General features: G+C 58.6%; 21 protein-coding genes. 4 read left to right on the top strand and 17 right to left on the bottom strand.

Going from position 1 to position 26934, the window contains the following annotated elements; all coding sequences use genetic code 11:
- Positions 1 to 224: 224 nt before the first annotated feature.
- From FG381_RS10710 to FG381_RS10700, 3 genes are all read right to left on the bottom strand, one after another.
- The gene (locus tag FG381_RS10710) at positions 225 to 437 is read right to left on the bottom strand and encodes a hypothetical protein (protein WP_139686989.1); all 213 of its coding nucleotides are present in this window, start codon (positions 435 to 437) and stop codon (positions 225 to 227) included.
- Positions 424 to 2175 (bottom strand): IS1634 family transposase, encoded by a 1752-nt coding sequence (locus FG381_RS12775; RefSeq protein ID WP_226960390.1) that lies wholly within the window; start codon positions 2173 to 2175, stop codon positions 424 to 426. Before FG381_RS12775 ends, FG381_RS10710 begins: the two co-directional genes overlap by 14 nt.
- Positions 2176 to 2701: 526 nt before the next feature.
- Positions 2702 to 4069 carry an IS110 family RNA-guided transposase gene (locus FG381_RS10700; RefSeq protein WP_139687746.1) on the bottom strand — a complete coding sequence of 456 codons (1368 nt, stop codon included), beginning with the start codon at positions 4067 to 4069 and terminating at the stop codon, positions 2702 to 2704.
- A 310-nt stretch (positions 4070 to 4379) separates the two neighbouring features.
- On the opposite strand from FG381_RS10700, the gene FG381_RS10695 reads away from it, so the two are divergent.
- The gene (locus tag FG381_RS10695; RefSeq protein ID WP_139688779.1) at positions 4380 to 6200 is read left to right on the top strand and encodes an aryl-sulfate sulfotransferase; all 1821 of its coding nucleotides are present in this window, start codon (positions 4380 to 4382) and stop codon (positions 6198 to 6200) included.
- Positions 6201 to 6313: 113 nt separating this feature from the next.
- Here the strand turns inward: FG381_RS10695 and truA are convergent, their stop codons facing one another.
- The 3 genes from truA to tnpA all read right to left on the bottom strand — a co-directional run bounded on the left by truA (position 6314) and on the right by tnpA (position 10210).
- Positions 6314 to 7108, bottom strand: a complete 795-nt coding sequence (gene truA / locus FG381_RS10690; RefSeq protein WP_139688778.1) for a tRNA pseudouridine(38-40) synthase TruA — start codon at positions 7106 to 7108, stop codon at positions 6314 to 6316.
- Positions 7105 to 9636, bottom strand: a complete 2532-nt coding sequence (locus FG381_RS10685; protein ID WP_139688777.1) for a FimV/HubP family polar landmark protein — start codon at positions 9634 to 9636, stop codon at positions 7105 to 7107. Before FG381_RS10685 ends, truA begins: the two co-directional genes overlap by 4 nt.
- A gap of 169 nt (positions 9637 to 9805) precedes the next feature.
- Positions 9806 to 10210 carry an IS200/IS605 family transposase gene (tnpA, locus tag FG381_RS10680; RefSeq protein ID WP_139688776.1) on the bottom strand — a complete coding sequence of 135 codons (405 nt, stop codon included), beginning with the start codon at positions 10208 to 10210 and terminating at the stop codon, positions 9806 to 9808.
- A gap of 79 nt (positions 10211 to 10289) precedes the next feature.
- Here tnpA and FG381_RS10675 point away from each other — a divergent pair, with 79 nt between their 5' ends.
- Complete coding sequence (locus tag FG381_RS10675) at positions 10290 to 11432, top strand: RNA-guided endonuclease InsQ/TnpB family protein (RefSeq protein ID WP_139688775.1); 1143 nt, start codon at positions 10290 to 10292, stop codon at positions 11430 to 11432.
- Between the two features lie 211 nt (positions 11433 to 11643).
- Here FG381_RS10675 and FG381_RS10670 read toward each other — a convergent pair whose 3' ends face one another.
- Positions 11644 to 12837 (bottom strand): IS110 family RNA-guided transposase, encoded by a 1194-nt coding sequence (locus tag FG381_RS10670; RefSeq protein ID WP_139686987.1) that lies wholly within the window; start codon positions 12835 to 12837, stop codon positions 11644 to 11646.
- An 84-nt stretch (positions 12838 to 12921) separates the two neighbouring features.
- On the opposite strand from FG381_RS10670, the gene FG381_RS10665 reads away from it, so the two are divergent.
- Positions 12922 to 13299, top strand: a complete 378-nt coding sequence (locus tag FG381_RS10665; RefSeq protein ID WP_165697868.1) for an RNA-guided endonuclease TnpB family protein — start codon at positions 12922 to 12924, stop codon at positions 13297 to 13299.
- A 96-nt stretch (positions 13300 to 13395) separates the two neighbouring features.
- Here FG381_RS10665 and FG381_RS10660 read toward each other — a convergent pair whose 3' ends face one another.
- The 5 genes from FG381_RS10660 to FG381_RS10640 form a co-directional block, all read right to left on the bottom strand.
- Complete coding sequence (locus FG381_RS10660) at positions 13396 to 14610, bottom strand: ATP-binding protein (RefSeq protein ID WP_139688773.1); 1215 nt, start codon at positions 14608 to 14610, stop codon at positions 13396 to 13398.
- Positions 14611 to 14818: 208 nt separating this feature from the next.
- Positions 14819 to 15232, bottom strand: a complete 414-nt coding sequence (locus FG381_RS10655) for a hypothetical protein (RefSeq protein ID WP_139688772.1) — start codon at positions 15230 to 15232, stop codon at positions 14819 to 14821.
- Between the two features lie 152 nt (positions 15233 to 15384).
- On the bottom strand, positions 15385 to 16734 hold the full coding sequence (gene rimO, locus FG381_RS10650; protein WP_139688771.1) for a 30S ribosomal protein S12 methylthiotransferase RimO: 1350 nt from the start codon (positions 16732 to 16734) through the stop codon (positions 15385 to 15387).
- A 116-nt stretch (positions 16735 to 16850) separates the two neighbouring features.
- Entirely contained in the window at positions 16851 to 17654 is an 804-nt protein-coding gene (pgeF, locus tag FG381_RS10645) for a peptidoglycan editing factor PgeF (protein ID WP_139688770.1), read from the bottom strand.
- A 1-nt stretch (position 17655) separates the two neighbouring features.
- Positions 17656 to 18729, bottom strand: a complete 1074-nt coding sequence (locus FG381_RS10640; protein WP_228025632.1) for an RluA family pseudouridine synthase — start codon at positions 18727 to 18729, stop codon at positions 17656 to 17658.
- 19 nt (positions 18730 to 18748) lie between these two features.
- Here FG381_RS10640 and FG381_RS10635 point away from each other — a divergent pair, with 19 nt between their 5' ends.
- Entirely contained in the window at positions 18749 to 19537 is a 789-nt protein-coding gene (locus FG381_RS10635; protein WP_139688768.1) for an outer membrane protein assembly factor BamD, read from the top strand.
- Between the two features lie 396 nt (positions 19538 to 19933).
- Here the strand turns inward: FG381_RS10635 and FG381_RS10630 are convergent, their stop codons facing one another.
- The 5 genes from FG381_RS10630 to FG381_RS10610 form a co-directional block, all read right to left on the bottom strand.
- The gene (locus tag FG381_RS10630) at positions 19934 to 22048 is read right to left on the bottom strand and encodes an IS66 family transposase (protein ID WP_139687106.1); all 2115 of its coding nucleotides are present in this window, start codon (positions 22046 to 22048) and stop codon (positions 19934 to 19936) included.
- Positions 22049 to 22331: 283 nt separating this feature from the next.
- Positions 22332 to 22658, bottom strand: a complete 327-nt coding sequence (gene tnpB / locus FG381_RS10625; protein WP_139687107.1) for an IS66 family insertion sequence element accessory protein TnpB — start codon at positions 22656 to 22658, stop codon at positions 22332 to 22334.
- The gene (locus FG381_RS10620; protein ID WP_139687108.1) at positions 22655 to 23221 is read right to left on the bottom strand and encodes a hypothetical protein; all 567 of its coding nucleotides are present in this window, start codon (positions 23219 to 23221) and stop codon (positions 22655 to 22657) included. Before FG381_RS10620 ends, tnpB begins: the two co-directional genes overlap by 4 nt.
- A 259-nt stretch (positions 23222 to 23480) precedes the next feature.
- Entirely contained in the window at positions 23481 to 24830 is a 1350-nt protein-coding gene (locus FG381_RS10615) for a gluconate:H+ symporter (RefSeq protein WP_139688767.1), read from the bottom strand.
- Positions 24831 to 24949: 119 nt separating this feature from the next.
- Positions 24950 to 26905: a YjhG/YagF family D-xylonate dehydratase gene (locus tag FG381_RS10610; RefSeq protein WP_139688766.1), complete on the bottom strand. Its 1956-nt coding sequence runs from the start codon at positions 26903 to 26905 to the stop codon at positions 24950 to 24952.
- Positions 26906 to 26934 lie beyond the last annotated feature (29 nt).

The following is a 26934-nucleotide window of genomic DNA, read 5'->3' as shown; positions in this document are numbered from 1 at the left end:
GCAAATTCTGACGACGATGCGCCTCAACACACCGGTCTTCCCGCCCGGCAGCCGGTTATTCGCAAAAGTCCGTTGCGGATCTTTCGATGGATGATGCGGCGCCTGCAGAAAAAACGGCCCGCAAGGTCTCCTGGGTTTCTCCCCGGAGAGGCGGATGATCCTATCGGGCGCCCAAAAGCCTGAACTTCCAGCCGTTTATTACTCTCGCGACTTCGGACGGTCAGTCAGCGGCTTAAAAAGGTCATGAGTTCCTCCATGGTCTTACCGCTTCGAGCCATGGCTTCCGCAATCACTTCGGCCTGCCGCAGCGTCTTTTCCTTGTTGAGTTCGATGAGCTTTACCCCGAGCTTCTCGTAACGTGTTTTGACCTTCAGCAACCGCTGCTGAGTCAGTTTGATCTGCTTCTCAATCGAAGCCAGCGACTTACGCTTCGGCATCTTCATTCTCCTCCTCGCCAATCGGTTCCAGATCCTCGACGTCCTCCATGCTGTCTTTCTTTCCGGCAAGCGCGGCAGAGATGGCGGCGGCCTGCGACATAACCTTGTCCTTCGTCATGCCAAAGGATTTCAGGATGATTTCCTGCGTCCTCGTGATTGCGTGGTCAAGCTGATATCTGCCGTCATTGATTCTCACCAGCTCGATTTTCTCCAGTTCCCGGATCGCCGCAGGAACCGTCATGTAGTTCCTCTTTGTCGGCAGGCGGAGCATCTCATCCTTCAGGAGGTTGTAGAGCCTCTGTCGAATAATGAGAGCAATAAATTCAATAAAAATCTTGGCTCTTACGGCTTCTGCGGAGTGTACCCGCATGCTCTTGCTGCCCAGGAATGATTTGTCTGCGCTGAAGAGCTTCTCTGAGGCGTCGCGGCCTCGGTACTGCAGATAAGCGTCTCTGGCGCTCATTTTCTCGGAGGTAATGATGCAGAAATATCCGCATCTCGAATAAGCATGCTCGATGATGCTCTTCTTCTCTTCGGCAAAAAGGAAGCGGCCTTTTTCGTCGTAGTGACACTGGAAGTAATCTGTATGCGGGGATCCGAACTCCACTTCACGGCCGACCCACTGGTCGAAGTTCTTCTGCATCTGCGTCAGCGCGTTTTCTATATCGCGCCGCTCCGTCGCCATCTTCATGGGGTTAAAGAAGACATGAAAGTAGCGCTCCCGTGAGTCTTCCGGAAAAATCTTCATTTTTTCCGTTGTGCCGCTGATGCAATGCTCGCGCAGGGAGGCGTCGACGCGATTTTCGAAAGTGCCGTGGAGCCTGTCGACCAATTCGGCCACAAGTGCCTTGCAGCCCTTAACCATCATGATGAACTCAAAGTTATTCGCATCCATGTAGTCGATGTTGATCTTGCAGAAATAACCTCGGTCGATGATGAAGCCAATACGCTTGTAGTTGTACGCAATTGCCTTGTCTACAAGGAATTTGAACTGACTGACGTCATTAATGGAGCCAGGGTAGCATTCATAGAACAACGGCACCTGATTGGTTTTGTCGTAGGCGACGGCAAGATTAAAAATCGGGCATCCCTGATCGACTTTGGCCTTGCCGAATTCAACAAAATCAACATCTCCCGCCTGGCAGTTCTTATTAGTTGAATCATAGGAAATGTAGATCCGTGAGCGATGATCGCGCTTTGCGTTCCAGTCGTTCAGAAAGCCTGAAATTTGGTCCGGGCTGACGTTGGCGAGGAAGCTGGAGATGGCGGCGTCGCTCGCAATCCGCATGTCTTTCGAGAAGAGCGGATGTCGATATGCGTAGTCCGGGTAGTACTGCCCTTGATTCCTTTCCTCAATGATCATGTAGGCGGCCAGATCCAGCACCAGCCCAGCTCGATCAAGGAAATGCTTCTGGAGCATTTTGCCGAGGCCGTACGTCTGCACGATGTTTGCTATGACGATGTAGCTGCCGGCCATAAGCGTGCTGCAGCGCCTGGCGCTCTCCCGGACTTCTGGGAGAACGGCATCAGGGAAAAAGACCAGGAAATTTTCATTCGGAACCATGGTCTCGGTTTCACCAACGCATTTTCCGATTAGCACACGCTTGGGCACCGTGTGCTTCTTTTTCGGGTCGTAGCTGCGCTCCAGAACGTAGTGGATGTACGTTCCGCTCTTAGTGCCTTGCCGACTGATTTTTCCTTTGAGCCTGGGTATCGAGACCGTGAAATTCAGGAACATTCGAAGTTAAATTGCGAGAGTAATATATTACTCTCGAGTGTACAAGAAAAGCGCCGGCGACGCAATGAAATTTTTTAAGTTTTTTCGGTAGTAATGATCAAAATCCTGTTGGATCTTGAACGAGAGTCATGCGGTTCTGGAAGTTGAGGAAAAGAGAGAACAAAAGCGTGACCATCCGCGAACACTTGTTCAGAGCATTCGCTTGTTTACCAAATATCGTTCAATTTTTCCGTTCTATCCATGCCTTTTAAAGCATGCGCAGCGCTTTCCGGCCGCATCGTTCATGAATATGGAAGGACTCCATCCTAAATCTTTGACCGCTCTGGTAGAAGCATGCGTAGAGGCAAAGAGAGGCTCCTTTCTAGACTGAGTCATTGCCATTAGGTTTGCACAATTCTGGTGCGCGCCTCCATCCGGCAATTTTCCACGAAAGATAGGAAGCCCTCGGCGCGCGACCTTCCCTGCGGGCGTTCTCACAAGAACGTCCAGCATGGTATCTGCTGCTTCTCAGGCTGCTGAAGCTACGCTAACTGCTGACGACTGCGCCTAGGATCGCACCCGTTTTCGTCTCCACAACCAGGCCGTCAGCGATCACGTATTTCGTACCTTTGAGTTTCAGCAACTGCTTTACGCCGTTCTTCGCTCGTTCAATCAAGGCGTCCCGAAACGCCGTTGACAAGTAAGGCTCAAAGCCTTTCTGATGAGTGAGAACGGAATAAATGATGCGGGCAAGCAGGTGTGCGAAGGCGACCATGGCACGCCTGTAGCCGCGCCGCATCTTGAGCACCTGGAATTTTTCCTTCAGCGCAGCGGTACCGCCGACCGCAAGTCCTCTGGCGGCTTCAATCAGCGTGCGCCTCAGGTGTTTGTTCCCTTTCGGGCATTTTCCACTTTTCTGTTTGCCGGCAGATGTGTTGTCCCCCGGGCAAATGCCGAGCCAGGAAGCGAACTGCTCTGACGTCGGGAAATGCTCCTTCAAATCCGGACAGAGTTCGGCGTAAATCATGCGGGCCGAGCGTTCCTGAATTCCCGTTATGGTAATGAGCAGCTGGATGTCCTTCTCGTAGGGAGCCTGAAGCTGGCGGAGCCTTTCGAAAGTGCTTCGGTCGTACTCCTCGAGCTGATCGATCTTTTTCCGGAGCGCCAGAATCTGCTCCTTCATCATTGGCTCGATTTCGAAGTCGAGCGCCTGCATGATCTGTTCAGGGCTTGCCCGCAGCCGGCGGCTGTTTTGCTTGATGACATCAAACAAGTGCGGATCATCTCTGAGCTTGGCCATCAGGATGAGGCTGGCAGCTTTGCCTCCGCGGATGTCGCTGAATACCGTTGTAGGCCGGCATCCGGTGAGATTCAGAGACTTGCCGAAACGATTGGAAGTTCGGGAAATGTCATTCCTGTTCTTCTGCAGATCACGTGAAATGACGCGCTGCAGACGAAAGGCCTTCTCCGGCACGAAGGATTTTTTGAAGTTTCCCGTTCGGGCAAGAGACGCCAGACGTGATGCGTCCTTGCGGTCTGTTTTGCGGCCGGCTGCCGCTTTGGCGTCGCGGGCATTGATCAGAGCCAGCTGCTCAGAAGTGAAGCCGGCTCTCTCGAGGGCTTCGTACGGGCTCTGCCACAATGACCCGGTTGATTCCATAAGGATGATGTCGGGATTGCATTCACGGCACCAGGCGGCGAAAGCATCGATGCTTGCGCGGTCGGTATTGAAATCCCGGCTCTCAGATTGTTCACGATGACCTGCAACCTGCTTCTGATGGCAGCAGACGAGTAGGTTGAGATGAACGTCAATGCCTATTGCCGAGCGGTACATCGCGTGAACAGTAATTTCGGGATTACTGATCTGCGCACGGGCAGCTCGCAATGGCGTATCGGTACGGTTAGACTTACTCATAGCCCCTCCATTAAGAAATGATTGGGGTTCGAGGAAGCCCTGGCAACCACGAAGATGTTGGAGAAACAGGTAGACGCAGCAACCACCCGGAAGCTACGCTCATTTTTCCACACGCCTAGTCACCAGCGTTCAAGCCAGCGAACAGAGCAATATAGGGTGCGAAAGTTCCGCTGCAATTTTTTGACGGCAAGCGTCAGAAACGTTACCAAAAAAACGTACGCAGACAGGTCGCGCGCCGAGGGCTTCCTCATCTTTCATGATAGAGGGTGAGGAAGCCCTTTACTCATCACGATTTTTTGAGGAAAATTCCATGAAGCTTAAGCACTCCATCCTGTGCGCAAGCATGGCGCTCGCCATTCCGGCAGCCGCATTCGCCATGGGCGGCGCCTCGGGCCCGCACACCAACTACATCATGCAGGGCCATCTCGGCGAGGTCATGATGAACCCCTATGAGATCGCGCCGCTTACGGCCGTGATCCGCGACAACGGCTACGATCTCTCGGACGTCACCGTGCGCATCGTTCCCAAAACGAACGGCCAGGAAATCAAGTACACGGTTTCTCGCGCGCAGCTGCTCACCCACGGCGGCATCCCCGTCTTCGGCCTCTATCCGGATTATCTGAACCACGTCGAGGTCTCCTATACCCGGACGCTTCGCGGCAAGTCCGAATCCTTCAAGGACACCTATCAGCTCTATGCGCCGCCCGTCTACACGGAAGTGGCCGGCATTCCGACGGAGCGCCACGCGCTCTTCGGCGTCAAGGTGAAGAAGGTTGATCCGGAATTCAAGGACCGCCTCTACTTCGTCAACAACCTCGCGGAAAAATCCGGCATCGGCACGCGCGCCGTCTGGAACAACCCCATGGGCGGGGCGCTCCAGTGGAACTTCTTCCCGCAGAACTCGGTGGTCGATACGGCGGGCGACATCCGCTGGTACATGTTCGCGAACCCCATCTTCGACCTCCAGTCGCTCTACAAGTCCGGCGTCATGATGGGCTTCAAGCAGAACGATGACGGCATGCTCACCTGGGGGTTCGGGCAAACCTACGTCAAGTACGACATCCTCGGGCGCGAGGTCTTCAACCGCCGCCTGCCGCTTCGCTTCAACGACTATTCGCACTCGATGGACGACGCGCAGAACGGTCACTACTTCCTGCGCGTGGCGAGCTCGAACTACCTGCGCGATGACGGCAAGCACGTCCGCACGGTCCGCGACATGATCGCCGAAGTCGACAAGAACGGCGTCGTCGTTGAGGAATGGCGCCTCGCTGACATTCTCGACCCCTATCGCGACAACGTCCTCAAGGTCCTCGACCAGGGCGCGGTCTGCCTCAACATTGATGCCTCGCAGGCCGGGAAGACCCTCACTGCAGAAGAGATCGCCAAGGCTGATTCCTCCGACAACTTCGGCGATGTGGTGGGCACCGGTGCGGGCCGCAACTGGGCGCACGTGAATTCCGTCGACTATGACCCCGAGGACGATTCCATCATCATCTCGTCGCGCCACCAGTCTGCGATCATCAAGATCGGCCGCGACAAGAAGGTGAAGTGGATTCTGGGTTCGCCGGAAGGCTGGAAGGAAAAGTTCCAACCGCTCCTCCTGAAGCCCGTCGATGCAAACGGCAAGCCCATCAAGTGCGAAGGAAGCAAGTGCGAAGGCGGCTTTGACTGGACCTGGACGCAGCACACGGCCTTCAAGATCGACGAGAAGAGCAAGGGCGACATCATCTACGTCTCCGCCTTCGACAACGGCGACGCCCGCGGCATGGAACAGCCGGCGCTTCCCGACATGAAGTACTCGCGCTCCGTGATCTACAAGATCGACCAGAAGAAGATGACGGTCGAACAGATCTGGGAGTGGGGTAAGGAGCGCGGCCACAGCCTCTTCAGCGCCGTCACGTCCCTTACGGAATACCAGGCCGACAAGGATTCCGTCATGATGTACTTCGCCACTGCCGGCGCTCAGTACGACCTCAAGACCGGAGCCTTCAACACGGCGCCCAATCCCACCATCTTTGAATTCAAGTGGATGGCGAAGGAACCCTCCGTTGAAATTCAGCTCCTTGACTGCACGGGCTACCAGGCCTGGCCGTTCTCGATCGATAAGGCGATGAACGCGACCGCGCAGTAATCGGGTCCTGACTCCCGGTCCTTTCTAAAAGGATCAACGCCGCTCATTTCCATGGGATGAGCGGCGTTTTCATTGGCTCGGCCGGGATGGCCTCGAGGCTTACGTTCGAAGCGTCAGAACTGCCCGAAAAACGGGCTTCTGCCATATTGCGGCAGCTCCGGATTCTCCGGATAACCCACGCCCGTAAGGTAAAGGCCGCAGGGACTGAAGGTGGGTGCGGAAACCTCGCGCGACCGGGCGGCAAGAACCTCCGCGATCCAGCCAGGCGCCTCGCGGCCGGTGCCCACGTAAATGAGCGCGCCCACGATGTTTCTCACCATGTGCTGCAGAAAGGCGTTGGCGGAGATGCGGATGCCGATGAGCGATCCCTGGCGGATGATGGAGAGTTCCGTCACTTCGCGCACCGGCGTCTTGGCCTGGCATTCAGCCGCGCGAAAGCTCGTGAAATCGTGAACGCCGAGGAGCGCCTTCGCCCCCTCCCGCATTTTTTCCTCATCAAGCGGACGGAACACCCAACCCGTCGTTGTGTCGAGGAGGGGCGACCTCACCGGATCGTTGCTGATCCAGTATTCGTACGTGCGCGAGCGCGCGGAGAAGCGCGCATGGAAGTCGTCCGGCACACATCTCGCCCACCGCACGGCGACGGTTTTCGGGAGAAACGCATTGACGCCCCGCACCCAGCCTTCGGGCGCGCGCTTCGCTTCACTCGAAAAGCTCACCACCTGATGCGTCGCATGCACGCCCGCATCGGTGCGGCCAGCGCAGATGACGCTGACGGGATGGTCTGCAAAGTTCGAGAGCGCTTCTTCAAGCGCCGCCTGCACGCTCGGCCGGTCGGGCTGCACCTGCCAGCCGTTGAAGGTCGTGCCGCAGTATTCAATGCCGAGCGCATAGGTGCGCGCGGTCATGCCTTTGCGCTCCCGAGGCGTTCGAGAAGCTGAATCGCGCGTTCGCGCTGCCGATCCGAGCCGCTCTTCTTCACTTCCTCGAGGAGCTCGCGCGCTTCGTTCGTGGCGCCCAGCCCGATAAAGGAACCCGCGAGCGAAAGCTTCGCGTCGATCGCTTCCTGCTGAGCCTCCTGCTTGTCGGGCTGCACCACGGGCTGCGGCTCGACGGGCTCGAGAATCGGTTCAGGCTTCGGTTCTGCTTCCGGACGGACGCCTTCAGCAGCTGCGGCTTCCTTTTGAGTTTTTTCCTCCGGCTGCGCGTCCGGAACCGGTTCCGACATCAGCGGCGGCACGTAGCCCTGAGAGGGCTCGGGGATCGCAAAGGGTTTTCTCGCCGGCTTCATCCCTTCAGAAGAATCCTCTTCCTTCATGTCGTCAAGGCTCAGATCCACCTTCTGAATGGCGGGCGGGAGTTCTCCCTGATAGCGCTTTCCGATTTCCTCGGCCGACTCGACTTCCGACGACTCGAGCGGCGGCAGTTCCGCATCATCGGGCGCAAGCCACGGCTGATCCGCCGGAGCCGGGCGAGAGGTCACCGGATTCTGAAGCGGCTCCGTCGGAAGCGCGTCCGCTTCGCGAGCAGGCGCCTCCTGCGTTTCCGGAGCCTGAGGCTTGATCTCCATAGGAGTCTTCAACGCTTCCTCAAAGGAGGACAGCATGTCTTCCTCTTTTTCCGACGTGTTTTCTGTCGACTGGTCCGCTGATCCGGATTCCTCACTTCCAGAAGATCCGGAACCTTCGCCCGCCTTTCGGTCGGCTTCCATCTGCGCCGCGGCATACGCCATAGCGCCCGCCCCCATGGCGCCTGCGGTGGTGCCGTTCTTCACGGCCTCGTCAATCGTGGCGTCTACGGCTTTAAGCTGCGCTTCCGAGGTCGGCGGAACGTTTCGCTGAATGGCAATCGTGCCCTCTTTCTTCGGGCCGTGATCGTCGTGATCCGGATCAGGGTGGTCCCCCTCGCGCCGACGCCACCAGAGAAGTCCGCCCAGAATGGCGATGACCAATGCGGCGAGCGCGCCCCAGGAAGTTTTGCTCGCGCCTGCCGGGCCGGATGAGGACTCCTCAGCAGCCTTGCCGGCATCTGCCGGGAGAGCAGATTCAGAAGGCTGAGCGGTCTTCTCTTCCGCCTTCTGAGGTGCTTCTTCAGCCGCAGGAGCGGAGGCGGCCGCTTCTGTTGCGGCGCGCTTCAAAGGTTCTTCTGTTTTTTGGGCTTCCGCCGATTCACCGGCAGATTGCGGTTCGGAGGCTGCCCCGGCCTTCTGAGATTCCGGCGCCGGCGTCAGCATTGAAGCGTCTTTCTGAACGCCATCCTTAGACTGCAGGCCCTCGCCTTCAGCGGAGGGCGCCTTCTCAGGCATGTTCGGTGCGGCAGCAGCAGAATCCCCGCGGGCCTCTTCAAGGTCGGAGGTCTCCGCCTGCCACTGGGCAAAAGCCTTCCTGCCGGCATCCGCAACCGCCTCGGGCTTTTCACCCCTGGCGCTTGCCGCCAACTGCGCGGCGGCAACTTCCGCCGCACCCGCGCGCGAGGCCTTCTGCGCGTCGATCAGATTCTGCGTGGGACCGGGAACCTCGACCGCTTCTCCATGAACCTTTCGGAAGGCCTGAAGCGCATCAATGGCAAAGACTTCGTCCTGTGCGGGCGACTGAAGGAGCTCGCCCACCACAATGCGCGACGGGTCGCCTTCCACAAAGGCGCGCGGATTTTTATCGGTGAGCGCCACGGCAACCTGCTCGAGAAGCGCTCCCGGATAGCTCGGCCAATAGAGCTTCGCAATCGACCAGAGCGTCATATCGCGCTGGACGCGGAAGGATTCGTTGGGATTGAAGCCGTTCAAGGCCACATATTCGCGCACCACCAGAGGCGCCGCGCGGCCGATGCGCCGGCGGGGCTTCTGCGTCTTCTGAACCGTTTCCTCTGGCTTTGCTTTTTCGGCTGCCGGAGGCGTGACTTGAGGCGTGCTTTCAGGCACGCTCGCGGGCGCATTCCCGGCGGCAGCAGACTTTTCTTCCGGTGCGGGCGCCGTCTTTTCGCTCACCGCTTCCGCCGGAGCCTTCGTGCGCGCCGCCTCTTCGGCTAGCGCCACCACATTGAAGGATCCGTTCGTGCGTTCGATGCGGTATTCGCGCACCGTGACGTTTCCGCCGGCATTGAGCTCGATGAGAAGCGGGAAGCCGGCATTGAGGCTCTGCGTTCCGGTCACGCGCACGCGCACCGTGGAGGGTTCTCCCGAAAGCCTCGCCATGCGCAGATCAAGCGCTTCCTGAGGCCACTGAACGCCTTCGCGGAGATACGTTGCCGGGGGCGCCACGCGCACAAGGAGCGGCGAAATCGTGAGATCAACGTCCTTCACCTCAAGCGTTGCATCGAGGGGCTGCCCGGGAATGCTTTGGATATTCAGGTCTCCAAGGGAGACGGCGCCTGCGGCTGAAGCGGCCGCAGCAAGAATGGCGGCTACCAGTACGGAAATCGGGTTGGACATCGAAGACATGGGAAAAACCAGAAAGGCCTCCTCCGTCGTCGCGAAGGAAGCCTGAGAACGGATTTACGGATGATACCGCAGAGGCATTGAGAGACAGAATCCCGTGCATTGCGCTCGGGGCTCATCAGCAAAATCCGCCAGGAGCCCTCGCCCCGGATGGGGCGGGGAGGAATGGCGGCTAATCGGTTGTCTGATTCTCAATGTATTTTTTAAGAACTTCCAGGGAAGCTCCGCCAACTGAACAAGCGAAGTAGCTGCGCGACCAGAAAAGCCCTGTTTTGCCGCCATCAAGAATCCCTGGATATTCCTCGCGTATCTTTCGAGACGAACGCGTTTTAAAGCGGTTCACCATCTCGCTGATGCTCACCTTCGGAGGGTAGCTCACGAGCAGGTGCACGTGATCCGCCTCCCCGTTGGCCTCCAGGAGGATGCAGCCTAGATCTGCGGCCGCGATTTTTAGGGCAGCAAGCACGCTTTCGAGCACTTCCGGCGTCATCACTTTTCGCCGGTATTTCGTTGTGAAGATCAAATGCACATGGAGTTTCGTCACGCTGTGACGCGCTCTTTCGTAGTCGTCGAACATCGAAATTCTCCTTGACCGCTAATGCTTAATTATGATAATATCATAATATTTTTTAAAAATAAATTTATTTGACCGCCACATGCTCCGTGCTGCGAAATTCCGCATCTACCCAACTGCCGCTCAGGAAGCTTTTCTCTGGGCACAGTGGGGTGCTGTCCGCAAGTGCTGGAACATGGCGCTCTTCCTGAAGAAGCATTACTACCGTACGCGGGGCGTATCGCTCGATCTCATTCACGAGATCAAGCCGCTCATCGCCAGAGCCAAGAAGTCGAAGAAGTACACATGGCTCAAGGAATATGACTCAATGGCGCTTCAGGAATCGGTGCGGAATCTCAACAAGGGCTACCGCGCCTTCTTTGAGGGCCGAGCGGGCTATCCGCACTACAAATCCCGCAGAGGTCCGCAGTCGAGCTATCACTGCACCAACGTCTCCGTCGGCCCCAACTACGTTCGCGTGCCGAAGATGGAGCCGATCAAGGCCAGGATTCACCGCGAGGTCGTCGGCAAGGTGAAGAGCATCACGCTTGAAGCCGATGCCGCCGGCGACTACTACGCCGCCGTGCTCTGGGAGGATGGTCTTGCGGAAAAGGACCCTTTGAAGGAGATTTACGAGGATCAGGTCATCGGCATTGATGTCGGCATCAAGGATCTCCTCACGGAATCTAACGGCCGCAAGGAACCGAACCCGAAACATCTGAAGCGCGCCCGCAAGGTGCTGCGCCGCAGATGCCGGCAGTTTTCAAGAACTCAGAAGGGCAGCCGCCGGCGCGAGAAGGCGCGCCGCAGGCTCGCACGCGCGCATAAGCGCGTGGCGAATGCCCGCACCGACAACCTTCACAAGGTCTCTTCGCGACTCGTGAACGATCTCTGGACCACCCACGTTTGTCAAGCTCCAAGTACGGTAACGCGCGAGCTCAGGAGCGAAGCTGCGGGCAGTGAGTTAGTCGAGCGCCTTATAGCGGCAGCTGGCGGCATTGCTGGCCTGGTGCCTTCAGGCACTGAGCCTATTCCTGTCAAGCGGTCGTGGAATAGCGAGCACGGCCTTCAGGCCGAGCGGAGCATATGCCGCGTAAGCCGCTTTACAGGACCTCCGCCGATACAATGTCGCTATGTGCGAATGCGACAAGCGAAGCGCAGCCCGCATTCGGACTTAGCGACCCTACATCGGCTAATCCGTGTTATGTCATTTTGGTTGTTGCCGGCAGTATTCCAGTCCCAGTAATCACGCATCAACGAGAGAGGCCGCTTCCGTTAATCTCTCAGGCCTGTCGGCATGCTTGCATGCCATGGCCAAAATGAACTCATCAGAAGTCTTGTCCTTGCCAATAAAAAGCCACATGCATCAAGTGCAATTCGACATGAATAGCTGTCGGACAAGCCTTACAGAAAAGGGTTTCTCATTTCACGCGATTAGTTATGGAATTGCCGATGCCTCATGCTGCAGCGGCAGCCTCATTGCTGGGTTGAACGGCCATCGCCGCCAGCACCGAGCGGGGGACGCCCGCTCTGTGGATGTCGAACTTTTTGCCGTAGGTGAGCACCGCCCATGCGATCCGGATGAGTTTCGCCGCCAGCGACACCATGATCTTGCCGTAGGGCTTCCTCACCGCCAGCTGCTTGTCAATCCACTTTGTGAGCTGGCAGTCGGGCAGCTGCCTCTTGCAGTACTGCATGTAGATGCAGGCCGCACCCTGCATCAGCAGGGATCTCAGCAATTTGTCGCCGCGGCGGCTGATTCGCCCCTGGCCCTTGCTGCTCAGGTCGGGAGCAGAGCTCTTCTTTTGTCTGGGCTTATTCACATGCCCCGTAATGTAATTTTTCGGCACGCATCCGATGTAGGCAACAAGCGAGCGTGACGTTTCAAACCGTTTTACATCGCCGACAACCGTAATGAAGCGGGCGGCGATCTGAGTGCCGACGCCCATGACGCTCTTCAGCAGCCTGCCGTTGGCATTGGCGCTGACCAGTGCTTCAAGGTCCTTGTCGAGCTGATGAATTTGATCATCGAGCGTCTTCACGCGGTCAAGCATCGTCGTCAGAGCAGAGACAGCTGCGTCGCCCATCATGTCTGCCTTAGCTTCCACGGCTTCACGCATCTTTTTGAGATTGCGCCTGCCGGCAGGCATGTGGATTCCCCAGGTCTGGGCAAAGCCCTTGAAGCTGACGAGCGTCTTCGTACGTTGTCCGATCAGCTGCTGACGCACGCCCTGCACCGTCATAATGCGGCATTCTTCGAGAGATTTCGCGCGAATAGGCCGAAGATCCGGATCGGCCGTCAGCCGGGCAAGCGCGAGCGCATCGTTGATGTCGGTTTTCTGGCCCGACATATGCGTGTCGATCCACATCTTGACGACTTTGCCGTTGATAACGCGCATCTCATGGCCGCGAGCCTCGAGCTCAAGGGCAAGCTGCGAGTAGCCGCAGCACGGTTCAACTGCAAACAGCGTCGGGGAGAGCTTGTCGGCAAGCTCATAGAGCTCAGCATAAGTCACGCGGTCGATACAAATAATTTCTCCCTCGTTGAGCGTCACCGCTGCCAAGGAAACGTCGTATTTGGCGAGGTCCAGCCCGATCGCGGAATATTCGATGGAAACATCAAGCGTCGTTTGCGTATGCTTCTTTGTCATGGCATGGCCTCCTGCGGTATTAGAGGTAGATACACCTATTGTCGCGCCCATTCGCTCGAACGGGTTCGATGCAGTGGGTGGTCCATGTCATTAAGCCAAGCGCTGGCTGCGGAGAGTTTAAGAATCATCAACATGCTGAAGAACCACCACCTGGCGGAGTCGATTGCTGATGCCGCCTGGGGCGAGCTCTTACGCATGATTGCCTACAAAATGAAGCGGGAAGGAAAGCACTTCATACTGATCGATACTTTCTATCCCTCTTCAAAGACGTGCTCCTGCTGCGGCTTCAAGCTTGAGAAGCTTGATCTTGCTACGCGCGAATGGACGTGCCCGCACTGCGGCGCTCACCATGACCGCGACGGCAACGCTGCAGCCAACATCCGGGCTGAAGGCATCAGAATACTGAGGGCGGAGGGGCTACCCGTCCTGCGGAGAGAAATGTCCTCTCCAAATGCTCGCTGAGGTCGTGTAAATCCCGGAGACATCCGGGTTGTGACCGAAGAAGCGAGAAGCCTCGCCCAATTCGAAGAATTGGACGGGGAGTAGTCACCCGCTTGCTCAAAGATTCCAGACGGAATGCGCCGCAACGTCGTCGCTCAGAAACCGGACCGAATCGCTCGAGCAGATGACGGCGCCGCAGCCGACCTCAAGGTCCATGTTCGAGAGCTCCCCGAAATGCCGGATCATGGACCTCTCGGGATGCTCGCTCATCTTGATTTCCACCGGGTGCCACTTGCCTTCGGCATGAATGAGAAGATCTATTTCAGACTGCTTCTTCGCATCCCGGTAAAAATAGAGTTCAGGCTCAAGGCCGTTATGCCGCCAGCTTTTGAGAATCTCCGACACGACGAAAGTCTCAAAGAAGGCGCCGGCATTGGTATCGCGAAGCATCTCTTCTGCAGTTGAAAAACCGCAGAGCCAGGCGCAAAGCCCCGTATCGGTGAAATATATCTTTGGAGACTTGACGAGGCTCTTGGTTTTATTGGAAAAGAATGGCGGCAGCAGGTAGATGAGGCCTACCGTCTCCGCGAGGCGAAGCCAGCGCTTCACCGTCGGATCGCTTACGCCCGTCAGTTCTGAGAGCTTGTTGATCCTAAGCTCCTGCCCCGTCCTCAAAGCCAGCGCTTTCATGAAGCGCCTGAAAACGGACAAGTCTTCGATGGAACCCAGATCCCGCAAATCCCGGTCGAGAAAGGTCGAAAGAAAGCTTTCGTAGAACTGCGTGCGCTCTTTGGATGAAAGCGATATGACAGCCGGCCAGCCTCCCTGCCAGATGAGCGACCAGGTTTCCTCCGGTGATCGGTGAGAAAGGACCTCTGCCGGCTCCTCCGACGGCAGATAGGGCTTCTGAAGAAGGCCGCTTCCGAACCTCTCATAGAGGCTCAAAGGCATCAGATGTATTTCAAAAATTCGGCCTGCAAGCGAATCGCCTACGCCCTTCATGAGCGAAAAGCGCTGGGAGCCGGAAAGCCACGCAGCTCCCATTAAGTCGGAGCGGTCAACTTCAGCCTTGAGCTGCAGGAACAGCTGCGGAGCACGTTGAATCTCGTCGATGAAAAGCGGCAGCGGATGACGGCGGAAAAAAGCCTTGGGCGCATTTTCCGCGAGCTCTCTTTCTTCCGCATCGTCAAGCGTCACATAGGCGCGGGTTCCCTCAGAAAGGTGGCTCAGAAGCGTGCTTTTCCCCACCTGACGCATGCCTGTTGTCAGCAATACCTTGAAGCGCTGACAAAGCGAAGGGATTTCTTTTTCGATCGTTCTCGGAAGGTACATCCAGCGCTCCTTGCGACGCAGGCGAAGACTCCGCCCTCAGAGCTTTTGCCTGCATGTATATCAGAATTTTTCCTATATTATATAAGAATTTTTACAATACATATGTTGGAATTTTCCTTACATACATGTAGAAATTTTTCCAACATTAAAAACGGCCAGCCGGGATTCCCCGAACTGACCGCTTCTCTCAGGCTTCACTCAAAAAGGATTACTGAGCCTTTTTCCCGACCACAATCTCTGAATCCGTAGCTGAGGTCACGCCATAGGCGGAACCTTCGAGCGACTTCTGAACGGCATCGCGAATGCTCATGCGGCCTTCCACGGGAGCAATCTTGAGCGCGGAAAGGTTCTGATCGTCGTAGCGAATGAAGCAGCCTGTTGCATGCGCCAGCGCCTGAGCGGCCTCATCGAAGCGCATGTCCTTCAGGTTATAGGGATGCTCCGCCGTGACCGCGAGGCAGCCGCGCCCCGGCTGAGCCGGAGCCGCCTGAGTCTGCGCCTCAGCGGTCGTTTTCGGCACTTCAGCCGCACCAGCCCCCGCCTGAGGCTCGGTTTTCTGACACGCAGCAAGGCCACCCGCGAGAAGCGCAATGCTCGCTGTGAAAATCAAAATCTTCTTCATCTTTCCTCTCCTTCTATGGGATTCGTCCCGAGCTTGCTGATCACCCGATCGAACTGTCCTGATGCAGTCTAGAAAAATGGCGGGAAAAAGGCTGTTGCCGGAATTTAGACCTGCAACAGCCTGCAAAAAAGGTTTCAGCGTTTAGGAGCGCATTACGGCTCTTCCGCTGCCTCGCGCCCGATCAGGTCGTGCTCCTCGTTCGCGGTGATCTTCACGCGGACGATGTCGCCGGGCTTAAGGCTCCTCTCCGTCGTCACGTAGCAGACGCCGTCGATGTCGGGGGCATCCGACTTCGTGCGGCCGACGGCGACGCCGTCCTCATCAGGCTCTTCGTCGATGATGACGTCCTCGACCTTGCCGATGCGGCGGGCGAGCTTCTTTAAGGAAATCTCCGCCTGAAGCTCCATCAGACGGCGGCGGCGCTCCTCGCGCACTTCGTCGGGGAGCGCCCCGGGAAGGTCATTGGCCTTTGCGCCCTCGACCGGCGAATACGCGAAGCACCCGACGCGGTCGAGCTCCGCTTCCTTCAGAAAGTCGAGGAGATACTGGAACTCTTCTTCCGTCTCTCCGGGGAAGCCCGCAATGAAGGTCGAGCGGATCGTGATGTCCGGGCAGGCCTTTCGCCAGGCAGCAATGCGCTCGAGGTTCTTTTCGCCGCAGGCCGGACGCTTCATGAGCTTCAGGATCCGCGGATGCGCATGCTGGAAGGGCACGTCGAGATACGGCAGAACGAGGCCCTCGGCCATGAGCGGCACCACGTCGTCGACGCTCGGGTACGGATAAACGTAATGGAGGCGCGTCCAGATGTTGAGGCGCCCGAGTTCGCGGCAGAGGTCGAGAAGGCGCGTGTGAACGGGCCTTCCGCCCGCAAAGTCGAGCTTGTAGCGCTTGTCGACGCCGTAGGCGGCCGTGTCCTGGCTGATGACGAGAAGCTCCTTCACGCCCGCAGCCTTGAGGTTTTCCGCCTCGCGCACGATGTCGCCGATCGGGCGCGAAAGGAGCGTGCCACGCAGATTCGGGATGATGCAGAAGGTGCAGTGATGGTTGCAGCCCTCGGAAATCTTGAGGTAGGCATAGTGCCTGGGCGTGAGCCTTACGCCCGCCGCCGGAACCAGATCGTCCCAGGGGTCGTGCGGGCGCGGAAGCACTCCCTCGACCATGCGAAGCACTTCGTCGACGCTGTCGGGACCCGTGACGCCGATCACCTTCGGCATCCGGGCGAGGACGTAGTTGGAGCCGTCGGCTTCCTTGCGCCCGCCGAGGCACCCGCAGACGATCACGTGCCCGTTTTCCTTCAGCGCCTCGGAAATCGCGCCGAGACTCTCTTCCACGGCCTCATTCACAAAGCCGCAGGTATTAACGATGACGAGATCGGCATCCTTGTAGGTCGAGCCGATGCGATAGCCGCGGGCGCGCAGCTCCGTCACGATGCGCTCCGTATCGACGAGCGCCTTGGGGCAGCCGAGGGAAACAAAGCCGACAACGGGAATATGCCGAGTCATGGTCTATGGGGCCTTTCAGTATTTTTGGGAGTTTGGGAGTCTCTTGTCCCGGGAGCGCGCGATATTACCCGCATTGGACCTCTCCTGCAGAGAGGTCCGGTGCGGAATTTGTGTCTTTATGGATGATTCTGCGGCTCAATCCAGATGAGTGCGGCGTGGCGGCCGGACTTTTCGCCGTCGCGGCGGAAACTAAAGAAGCGCGCTGGGTCGCCGAAAGTTGAGAGGCCGCAGTCGGCAATGCTTTCCGCGGGAATTCCGGAAGCTTCGAGCGCCTGGCGCGCAAGGAGCGCGAGGTCCGCGAAATACTTTCCCGGTTGATTCGCCGCCCGGAAGGCCTTTTCCGCCTGAGGAAGATGCGCCTTCATGGCTTCGAGCACATCCCCGCCCACTTCGAATTCGTCCCTTCCGATCCGGGGTCCGAGCCAGACGGCGAAGTCGCCTTCGCCCCTGAGCTCATCGCGAAGCTTTGCGACCGTCTTCTGAATGATGCCGTCGGCGAGGCTCCGCCAGCCGGCATGAACGGCCGCAACGATCCGGCCCTCGCGATCCGCAATCAGGACCGGAAGGCAGTCGGCCGTCATCACGACGGCGACGACGCCCGGCGTCGTCGTCCATGAGGCATCCGCCTGAGGAGCATCGGCGACGTCGTCGGCATGAAGGATTTCCGTGCCGTGCACCTGCGTGAGCCACTTCGGCTCCGAGGGAAGGCACCCCGAGAGAATCCGGCGGTTCATCGCGACGCAGGATCTGACGTCGCCCGTATGGAAGGCAAGGTTGAGACCCATGATGCCTTCCGGCCCGCCCCAGGGGCCGCTTGAAACGCCACCCGTGCGGCAGGTAAAGAAGGCCTTCACGTGCTTGGGCGCCCCGCCCTTCCATTCGGGCTTCACGCTTTCGAGTTCAGATTTGAATTGAGACATATCAGACCCGTTCAAATACAGTCACCGGACGATCCCAGGGGCCGAAGCCCAGATCGTCCATCAGTTGAATCATGTCCTCGGGAGGTTCGCGGAACCACTGCATCTCTTCTCCCGTTACCGGATGCACCAGTCCGAGGCGCGATGCGTGGAGGGCCTGGCGATGGAAGTCGAGGAGATTTTCCATCTTGACGGCGATCCCGGGGGCGCGGCCGCGATAGAGCTGGTCGCCGATAAGGGGGAGGTCCTCGCCCGTCAGATGGACGCGGATCTGATGCGTGCGGCCCGTGTCGAGACGGCAGGCCACCCAGGAAATCGGGATTCCGTCAGCGCTCGACCAGTCGACCGTGCGCACGCGCGTGCGGGCGGGCTTCGCTCTTACGCCCGTAGAGCCCGGGAAGCCCTTGAAGCGGATGCGGCTTCTCGGATCGCGTCCGATCGGAACGTCGACCACAAAGTCGGGCGCGGCCGACCCCATGGTGATCGCCCAGTATTCGCGCTTCACGCTTCTTTCCTGCAGCTGGCGCACCAGGTTCGTCTGTGCGGCGAGCGTTCTCGCCACCACCATGAGGCCCGTCGTATCACGGTCAAGCCGGTGAACGATGCCGGCGCGCGGGACTTCCTTCAGTTCCGGATAGCGCCAGAGAAGTCCGTTCATGAGCGTGCCGTCCGGATTTCCGGCGCCCGGATGCACGACGAGGCCGGCGGGCTTATTGACGACGATGATGGCATCGTCCTCATAGACCACCTCGAATTCGACGTCTTCCTGGGGCTCGAAGGCAAGAGCTTCCTCCATGCGGGGCGCCTCGAGGAGCTCGATTTCATCGCCCTCGGTCGTCTTCGCGCGGATTTTCTCCACCACGACGCCGTTCACCTTGACGGCGCCCGACTCAATCATCTTCTGCAGACGCGCGCGGGAGACATCGGGCATGAGGGAAGCAAGCACCTTGTCGAGACGCTCGCCCCAGAATCCTTCAACCACAAATTTTGGAAGCGTCTTTTCTTCGGCGGAAGCATTTTCAAACGCTTCCATATCGTCGTCTTCAAAATCCTCGCCGCTATAATCTTCGCTGTCCAAATTGACCTTTTCCTGTGTCATGAAATCTGCTACTTCCTTCAAAAGGCTTCTGATGCGCGGCGCCGCGCTTGCTGCGGTTACGTTTGCCACCGCCTCCTGCTCCTGGCTGCAAAGTCTTGATAAAGACCAGACGCTCGACTGGAGCGCCGACAAGCTTTACTCCGAAGCCAGATTAGCCTTGGATGATAGCAACTGGACGCAGGCTAAGGACTATTACCAGAAGCTCGAAGCGCGTTATCCCTTCGGTCAGTACGCCCAGCAGGCCCAGATCGAACTCATTTACGCGACCTGGAAGGACGGCGACGCGCCGGGCGCCGTGCAGGCTGCCGACCGGTTCCTGCGCACCTACCCCAATCACGCCAACAGCGACTACGTGATGTACCTGAAGGCGCTCGCCACCCTCAACGAAACCGACAGCTGGTTCAACAAGCTCGCCGCTGAGGACCTTGCCGAACGCGACGCCAATGCCTCGCGCGAAGCCTTCGACACCTTCAAGGAACTCGCGCTTCGCTATCCCGACAGCCGCTTTGCGCCCGAAGCCCGCCGCCGCATGCATGGTCTCGTCCTTGCTCAGGCCGAGCATGAACTGAAGACTGCGCAGTACTGCTTCGTGCGCCATGCCTATGTCGCCGCCATCGACCGCGCGCAGCGCGTCGTTCGCGAATTCCAGAACACCCCGATGCGCGACGATGCGCTCGAGCTCATTGCAAAGAGCTACGACGCCCTCAAGATTACGGATCTTGCCGCCGACACGCGCCGCATCATCGAACTCAACAAGAACGGCGAGCGCTCCCAGCCCACGCGTTGATAAGGAAATGGAAAGACTGGAATTTCATTTCCGAAGTTCCTGATTCCGTCCTTCGCACAAAAAAGCCTTCCGCGATGCATGTCCGGAAGGCTTTTTCGTTGCGTCAGCTCGTTCCTGCGACGAGAGTGAACGCAGAATGCCTCTGATTGCTGCTTTCTATTAAATGGAAAGTCCACTTTCTATTTAATAGAAAGTGCTCGCCTTAGTCTGTGCTGCAGGAATTTCCGTGAGCTTCCCATAGGCTAGGAGGCTTTAAAAATGATTGACTTCAATCAAATTCCGGATATGCAGAGGGGCGCTGAGAATTCAGCGCCCCTCTGGCTGTCTGCTCCGGCAAGGAGCATGCGGCATGGTCGCTCAAGGCGGCTGCCTTGAGCGGATCCGTCAGGCCTTTGCCTAACTCCGCCGCTTTCGCTCCATGTATGCCGACGGCTCCCACGCATCGGCGTTGAAGCTCTCTATGTCCTTCGGGTCGAATGCAAACCGCCTCGAAAGTTCGAGCCCTTTGTCGGAGCGCCGGTTCAGCTCTTCATTCACGCAGTGTTCGAATATGGCGCGGCCATATTCATTCAGCCACTGCGTGGGCCGCTCGATGCCGTTGAGCCGCGCCGTTACAAAGAGCGTGTACCAGTCGCACATGCTCTGCATGTACTCCGGCGACTGCTTGAAATTGCAGCTGGTGCGCAGCACGCAAAGCGGCCTCAGGCTCCTCTCGGCTGCGGAGGAGTCCGGCGTCACATAGGCGTTCTCGAGAAACACCCGGAAGTTCTCCTTGTTGTTCATGTAGTAAACAACAGGCTTCGCGTACGGCGACATCAGCGCCGCCTCCCAGGTTTTCCCCTTCTTCACGGCGTACCTTTCAGCCAGCTTCACCATGATTTCATCGATCCGATCCATCAGCGGTTCGGCATGGGCTTTTCGGCAGTCCGTCACTCGTTTCATCCAGTCCGCCGGGTTTTCATCCTCCTGCGCCTTCAGCGTCGCCTCCCACTTGTAGATCTTGGAGATGGCGGCCGTTACCATCAGCAGGTAATAGGCGGGAGTGCCGGATCCGAGTGCTTCGGCAAGCTTTTCCCGGTTCGTCGGGTTTGTTACAGCGTCGTGCATGTTCTCCAGCTCCAGCGCGTCGTAAACGGTGCGCGTGAAATGCGCGAGGCACGACTGTCGTTCGATCTTCACGGCGCTCGCGCCGATAATGCTGTCGTACCCGGCGTAGGCATCCGTAATCCAGGTGCCGGCTTCATAGGAGCCGAGCACGCCGGCAATCGCCTCGGCGCTTCTGCTTTTGAGCCGGTTGAATACGGCAAACTGGTACTTTGCGCTCGCCGGGCTGGTAATCGTCAGCAGGTAAGCCTGCTTGGCGGCGTCCTCGTCGTCGAGCTTCGTTTTGCTCATCCCGGCCTGCTGCAGACAGCTGAATGGCGTTTCATCCGCGCAGATTTCAGCCGCCTTTCTGGCTTTCTTCAGGATGGCTTTGAGCAGCGGCTGGCCCAGTCCGGACGTTATCCAGTCGTGCATGTTCCGCGGAATCGTATCCCCGCTCATGGTCATTGCGGCCGTATTAAAGAGCGCATTGATGCGGTTCATCGGCATGCCGAGCGTCAGCATGCGGGCGCAGTCGAAAAGCAGCTCCTGCGACACGGTGCGGTTCAGATCCGCCGGCACGGGCACTTCCTCCGGAATGTGCATGTGATTCTTCCCGCAGGCGCGGCACTGCAGCACCGGGTTCTTTACATAAGTCCCCTCGAGCATGTCTTCAATGTGCTTGTGCAGCGTGCGCAGGAAAACCGTCGGCCCTTCCTGCTCAAAGAAGCCTTCCGTGCTGCCGCAGTAAGGACAGGTGCATCCCCGGGCATGCGAAATGCCGCCCTGCGTCGGAGCGGTCCGGCGATTGGGATCCGCCTGCTTGCCGGGCGGAATCTCCTCCGCCTTCGTGGTTTCGGGCACTGCCGCATTCGCAATGCCGGCCGCGGCTTTAAGCATCGCGTTGTCCGGGTGCTTTTCAGCTTCAGCAGCGGCAACTTCGCCGACGGTGTTCTTCGTCTCGGCGCTCTTTTTGTTGTTTTCGGCGATGGTCCGCTTCTTCTTAAGCATCTCCTTCACGGCTTCCGCCTTGCGGCGCTCCAGTTCAAGCTCTGCTTCCGCGAGGTCGCTCTTCGTTTGCTCGATCTGAGGTTCGATCTTGCCCTGGATCTGCCGGAACTGCCTGCGCAGGAGCTTTTCAATTCCCGGCAGTGCCTTCAGTTCATTGGCATCCATGCTGGCTTCTCGCAGAAGCAGGTCGATCACGGCTTCGCCCTTTACAACCAGAGCGGGGCAGTGTTTTTCGAGCAGCTCCAGCGCCTTGATGAGGAGCTGCTGAATCATGCTGAGGCCCTCAAACTGAAGCTGCGCGAGCTTGCGCGTGGCGCAATGCTCGCGGCGTTCGATATCAAGCGCAGCCTCAAGCTCGGCAATCCTCTTCTGGAGTGCTTCGATGGAGACGTTGATTTTTGGACCCTTGCGTGCCATGTCGATAGGGAGATCAGTTAAGAATTAATGGAAGTAATTTTACCGGCCGGAAGCTTAAATTTCACCGATATATCAATCGTTTAAAAGGCACTCCTAAGCCCGTTAGAGGCCCTCTGGACGGCCGGACAACCCCGGTGGCATCCATCTTGATTGCGTATGCCTAGAAGCGTTTTACGGTGCTTCCCGAGGCCTTCCTGAAGGCTTTGGAAGAAGTCGAATTTCATCGAATTTTCTTGATTTTCAATCATTTGATGAAGATCAAGAAAACGCTTTTCGAGCAGTCTCATCCGGTTTTCGACTTGCCGTCGAGAAAGCTGATCACCTCATCGGCGGTGAAGTTCAGCACCGTCTGAGATTCAAGCTTTGCCATGAAGCGGGCGAACTTCTGCTGATGCAGACGCCGGTAGAGAAGCCATCCGCCGCAGACGTCGGACCAGATGACTTTGGCCGTCTTCCGGTGCTTTCCGACAAATACGACCACATCGCCGCCGCCGTCAGGGTCGATGAAGAGACGTTCCTGCGCAAAGCGCGACAGCGCGGCATAGCCGTAGCGCATGTCCACGGGAGCCAGAACGATGGTGATGCGGCGGTCTCCAAAGTCGAGCTTCATTCTGCAAACCCTCCGGCAGAGATCATCTGCATGGCGAGGGTTTCCGGCGAGTCGGTTCGGAACCTGAGCTCTATGCCGTTGGGCAGCTTGATGAAAACAAGCGTTCCGCGAGGATCTGGATCAGTACTGCGGAGCCTGGTACTAATCTGAGGGCGCTGTGGAGGCGGAAGTTGTTGACCCATAGGAGCAGCTTGAAGCGGCTGGGGGTGTTCATCTTGTACTACTTGTACACGTCGTGCCAGCCGGAGGTGTACACCTTGTACTCCTTGTGACCCTGCACTTTGTGCGCTGCGGGGTATCTCCCGGGCAACGAAAATGTTCCTGCCCGCCGGTTGTACAGGAATCGGCTCTTCCTGAGATGGCGCTCCATCAACGATCGGCTTGAATTGCGCATCCTGGATGATGGTTTTCTCAAGCTCAAGGAGTTTCTTATAGAAATAGTGAAGGCTGGGAAGCTTGCCGTTCTCTGAAAACTCGATGAGACGGGTGCGGTGAAAAGCGGTTTTCGACAGACCGCTGCGAAGGTAGGCGGCATAGGCCGCATCCCAGGCGATCATCCTCATGTCAGGCTCCAGGGAGGGTTGCAGTCCTGACAGGGTAGTAGCAGCCGCTTTTTCGCGCTCAAGCTATAGGAAGCTCACGAATTTCCAGCCTGACGCGGTCTCGGGAACGAGCCGCTGAACGCGGAAAACGGGCAAAAAAAGAGCCTCCAGAGGGCTTCCTGCCGGCTCTGGAGGCTGCGGGCGGAACAGAAATTCCGCCATGGCGTTTTGAGATTCAGGAAGCGCCGCTCAAAGCTCGAGCGGCACTTCCGATGCTGAATCAGAGCACCATATCGACGAGGAGAAGGAAGACGAGGCCGAGGATCGAAACGACGGTCGACATCAGCGTCCACGTGCAGAGCGTTTCCTTCGTCGTAAGGCCGAAGAACTCCTTGATCATCCAGAAGGACGCGTCGTTTACGTGCGAGCAGATGGAACTGCCGGCGCCCGTGGCGAGCGTGATGAGCGCGAGGTTCACTTCCGGGTTCCCGGAAATCATCGGGATCACGAGACCCGCGGTCGAGATGGCGGCCACCGTCGCGGAGCCGAGGCAGATGCGAAGGAGCGAGGCAATCGCCCAGGCAAGGATGATCGGATTGATGCGTTCGCCCGAAACCAGGTCGGCAATGTAGGCGCCCGCGCCCGAGTCAATCAGCACCTGCTTGAAGGCGCCGCCGCCGCCGATGATGAGCAGGAGGCCGGCAATGCCCGCAATGCCTGCGCCGCAGGTCTTCATGAGCTCATCCATGTGCTTGCCGCGGGCATAGCCCATCGTGTAGAGCGCAAAGAGCATGGAGACGAGCATGGCGGTGGTCGAATTCCCGAGGAAGAAGACGGTCTCGAGGAACATCGATTGATCGCGCATTTCAGGCGTGATGAAGAATTCGAGGATCGTGACGAGCGCCATCAGGATGACGGGAAGCATCGCCGTGATGAAGGAGATCCCGAAGGACGGCATTTCGGCGTCCGTAAAGGTCTTCGTAGCCCCGAGCGCGCTGATGTCGCCCGCCTTCTCAAAAGCAGCGGGAACGAGCTTGCGGCAGAAGCGGTTGAGGACGGGGCCCGAGAGGAGGAAGGTCGGGATGCCGACGATCATGCCGTAGAGAAGCACCATGCCGACGTCGGCGCCGTATTCCTTGGCGATCACCGTGGGACCGGGGTGCGGCGGGAGGAAGCAGTGCGCGACGAGAAGGCCCGAAAGCATCGGCACGCAGAGCATCATCGGGCTCACCTTGGCTTCGCGGGCGATGGCGAAGATGATCGGGATGAGGAGAATGAGGCCCACTTCAAAGAAGAGCGCGATGCCGACGATGAAGGCCGAGCAGACGACGGCCCATTCCATGTGCTTCTTGCCGAAGACGTGAAGCATCGTGAGGGCGATTCGCTGCGCGCCGCCCGCTTCCGCGAGGAGGCGCCCGAGCATCACGCCGAAGCCGAAGATGAGGCCGATGTGGCCGAGCGTGCCGCCGAAGCCCCCTTCAATCGCGCCGATGATCTTGTGGAGCGGCATGCCGCTCGCAATGGCGACGCCGATCGAAACGATGATGAGGGAGACGAAGGTGTTGAGCTTGAATCGGATCGTGAGGAGCAGAAGCGCCGCAACGCCGATGGCAATGATGAGCAGTGGCATGTTGACTCCTTATGGATTAGCCGGAAAGCGGCTTTCGAGGGTGAAGCCGCCCCCGGCGCAGCCCCTTTGGAGAAAAAGGGCTGCGCTGTGAGGAGAGATTTGAGGGTGAAGGGAAGCGGTTATTCCTTCGGGATCCTGCGGATCTGTTCGAGAATCCGCGGAACATCGTAGACGCAGCCGCGCCAGGTGCCGCCCGACAGGGACTGGAGCGCCGCCCAGAGCTTCGTGTCGTCGGGAAGATCCGGATCAGGCGCAAGGTCGGGGTGGCTCGTGCGGGTGGCGAGAAGCTTCGTCGCTTCGCCGAGCGGGAGTTCGCCCGTTTCAGCGGTGCCGAGGAAGTTGACGGTGCCGTGGAGGTTTCTGCAGTCGATGCGGATTTCCACAATGTCGCCCGTGCGGAGCTTCCCGATCGGGCCGCCCGCGAGCGCTTCGGGACCGACGTGGCCCACGCAGGCGCCCGTCGAAACGCCCGAGAAGCGCGCGTCGGTGATGAGGGAAACGTACTTGCCGTAGGAGAGGTGCTTCAAGGAGCTCGTCACCTGATAGGTCTCCTCCATGCCCGTGCCCGAGGGGCCCGTGCCGATGATGACGAGAATGTCGCCCTTCTTCACCTTCTCATGCTTGATGTCGTAGACCGCAGACTTCTCGGAGAGATAGACCTTGCAGGGGCCCTTGTGGTAATAGATGCCGTTTTCGTCGATCACCTTCGGATCGATGGCGGTCGACTTGATGACGGAGCCTTCGGGGGCAATGTTGCCGACGGGGAAGGTAATGGTCGAGGTGAGGCCGCGCTCCTTCGCAACCTCGGGCGACATGATGACGTCGTCGGGTCGGACGCCTTCCTGCTTCTCGAGGATTTCCTTGAAGCGCTCGCGGCGTTCGGACTTTTCCCACCATTCGAGGTTTTCGCCCACCGTGCGGCCCGTGACGGTCATGGCGTCGAGGTGGAGGATTCCGAGTTCGCGCAGATAGAGCATCACTTCCGGAACGCCGCCCGCCATGAAGGCGCGCACCGTCGGATGGTACTTCGGCCCGTTGGGGAGCACGTCGACCAAACGCGGCACCGCCTGATTGATGCGGATCCAGTCTTCCACTGTCGGAAGCCTCAAGCCCGCCTGATGGGCGATCGCCGGAATGTGAAGGAGCAGGTTGGTCGAGCCGCCGAAGGCCGCATGGACCATCATGGCGTTCTCAATCGCCTTGTCGGTCAGGATGTCCTTCGCATGGATGCCGGCCTTCATGAGCTTCAGGGCAGCGCGGGCGGAGGCGCGCGCAATGTCGACCCAGACGGGTTCGCCCGACGGAGCGAGCGCCGAGTGCGGAAGCGACAAACCCAGGCCCTCTGCCACCACCTGCGAGGTGCCGGCGGTGCCGAGGAACTGGCAGCCGCCGCCCGCGGAGGCGCAGGCCGAGCAGCCGAAGCGCCGGGCATCATGGAGCGAGAGTTCGCCGTTCGCAAAGCGCGCGCCGATCGTCTGCACGCGGCCGTTGTCTTCGCCGCCCACTGCCGGGAGCGTGGAGCCGCCGGGAACAAGCACCACCGCACGGTCGTGCTGGCTCGCGAGCGCCATCATCGTGGCCGGGAGCCCCTTGTCGCAGGTCGCGACGCCGATCACGGCCTTCGTGTTCGGAAGCGACCGGATCAGACGGCGCATCACCATGCTCGCGTCGTTGCGGTAGGGGAGCGAGTCGAACATGCCGAGCGTGCCCTGGGTGCGGCCGTCGCAGGGGTCGGAGACGTAGACCGCATAAGGCAGAGCCTTGCCGGCATGAATTTCCTCAGCCGCCGCGCGCAGCTGCACGTCGAGCTCATAGTGACCCTGATGAAGGGCGAGCGCGATGGGCTTTCCGTCAGCGCCGCGGATGCCGCCCAGCGTGCTCACGAGGAGCACTTCGTCGCGGTCGAGTTCGTCCGGGTTCCAGCCGATGCCCGCATTCATCGTCATGCCGAAAAGGTCGCCGCTCGGGCGGTTGATCAGCATGGCGGGCGTGAGCGGGAGCTCCCCGCGGGGGCCGGCCGCATGCGTGCGGATGTGATAGATGTCCTGATTCTCTTCGTCGTAGAAGTCAGACATTGCGGATCTCCTTTAATTCTTTGGCGAAC

The organism is Sutterella faecalis (assembly GCF_006337085.1).
Taxonomy (GTDB): domain Bacteria; phylum Pseudomonadota; class Gammaproteobacteria; order Burkholderiales; family Burkholderiaceae_F; genus Sutterella; species Sutterella faecalis.
This window is presented reverse-complemented; position numbering and strand designations above follow the sequence as displayed.

Excerpts from the sequence above, each read along its gene's own strand:
- FG381_RS10710 (WP_139686989.1), bottom strand. The coding sequence starts at position 437 with ATGCCGAAGCGTAAGTCGCTGGCTTCGATTGAGAAGCAGATCAAACTG.
- FG381_RS12775 (WP_226960390.1), bottom strand. The coding sequence starts at position 2,175 with ATGTTCCTGAATTTCACGGTCTCGATACCCAGGCTCAAAGGAAAAATC.
- FG381_RS10700 (WP_139687746.1), bottom strand. The coding sequence starts at position 4,069 with ATGAGTAAGTCTAACCGTACCGATACGCCATTGCGAGCTGCCCGTGCG.
- FG381_RS10695 (WP_139688779.1), top strand. The coding sequence starts at position 4,380 with ATGAAGCTTAAGCACTCCATCCTGTGCGCAAGCATGGCGCTCGCCATT.
- truA (WP_139688778.1), bottom strand. The coding sequence starts at position 7,108 with ATGACCGCGCGCACCTATGCGCTCGGCATTGAATACTGCGGCACGACC.
- FG381_RS10685 (WP_139688777.1), bottom strand. The coding sequence starts at position 9,636 with ATGTCTTCGATGTCCAACCCGATTTCCGTACTGGTAGCCGCCATTCTT.
- tnpA (WP_139688776.1), bottom strand. The coding sequence starts at position 10,210 with ATGTTCGACGACTACGAAAGAGCGCGTCACAGCGTGACGAAACTCCAT.
- FG381_RS10675 (WP_139688775.1), top strand. The coding sequence starts at position 10,290 with ATGCTCCGTGCTGCGAAATTCCGCATCTACCCAACTGCCGCTCAGGAA.
- FG381_RS10670 (WP_139686987.1), bottom strand. The coding sequence starts at position 12,837 with ATGACAAAGAAGCATACGCAAACGACGCTTGATGTTTCCATCGAATAT.
- FG381_RS10665 (WP_165697868.1), top strand. The coding sequence starts at position 12,922 with ATGTCATTAAGCCAAGCGCTGGCTGCGGAGAGTTTAAGAATCATCAAC.
- FG381_RS10660 (WP_139688773.1), bottom strand. The coding sequence starts at position 14,610 with ATGTACCTTCCGAGAACGATCGAAAAAGAAATCCCTTCGCTTTGTCAG.
- FG381_RS10655 (WP_139688772.1), bottom strand. The coding sequence starts at position 15,232 with ATGAAGAAGATTTTGATTTTCACAGCGAGCATTGCGCTTCTCGCGGGT.
- rimO (WP_139688771.1), bottom strand. The coding sequence starts at position 16,734 with ATGACTCGGCATATTCCCGTTGTCGGCTTTGTTTCCCTCGGCTGCCCC.
- pgeF (WP_139688770.1), bottom strand. The coding sequence starts at position 17,654 with ATGTCTCAATTCAAATCTGAACTCGAAAGCGTGAAGCCCGAATGGAAG.
- FG381_RS10635 (WP_139688768.1), top strand. The coding sequence starts at position 18,749 with ATGAAATCTGCTACTTCCTTCAAAAGGCTTCTGATGCGCGGCGCCGCG.
- FG381_RS10630 (WP_139687106.1), bottom strand. The coding sequence starts at position 22,048 with ATGGCACGCAAGGGTCCAAAAATCAACGTCTCCATCGAAGCACTCCAG.
- tnpB (WP_139687107.1), bottom strand. The coding sequence starts at position 22,658 with ATGAAGCTCGACTTTGGAGACCGCCGCATCACCATCGTTCTGGCTCCC.
- FG381_RS10620 (WP_139687108.1), bottom strand. The coding sequence starts at position 23,221 with ATGAGGATGATCGCCTGGGATGCGGCCTATGCCGCCTACCTTCGCAGC.
- FG381_RS10615 (WP_139688767.1), bottom strand. The coding sequence starts at position 24,830 with ATGCCACTGCTCATCATTGCCATCGGCGTTGCGGCGCTTCTGCTCCTC.
- FG381_RS10610 (WP_139688766.1), bottom strand. The coding sequence starts at position 26,905 with ATGTCTGACTTCTACGACGAAGAGAATCAGGACATCTATCACATCCGC.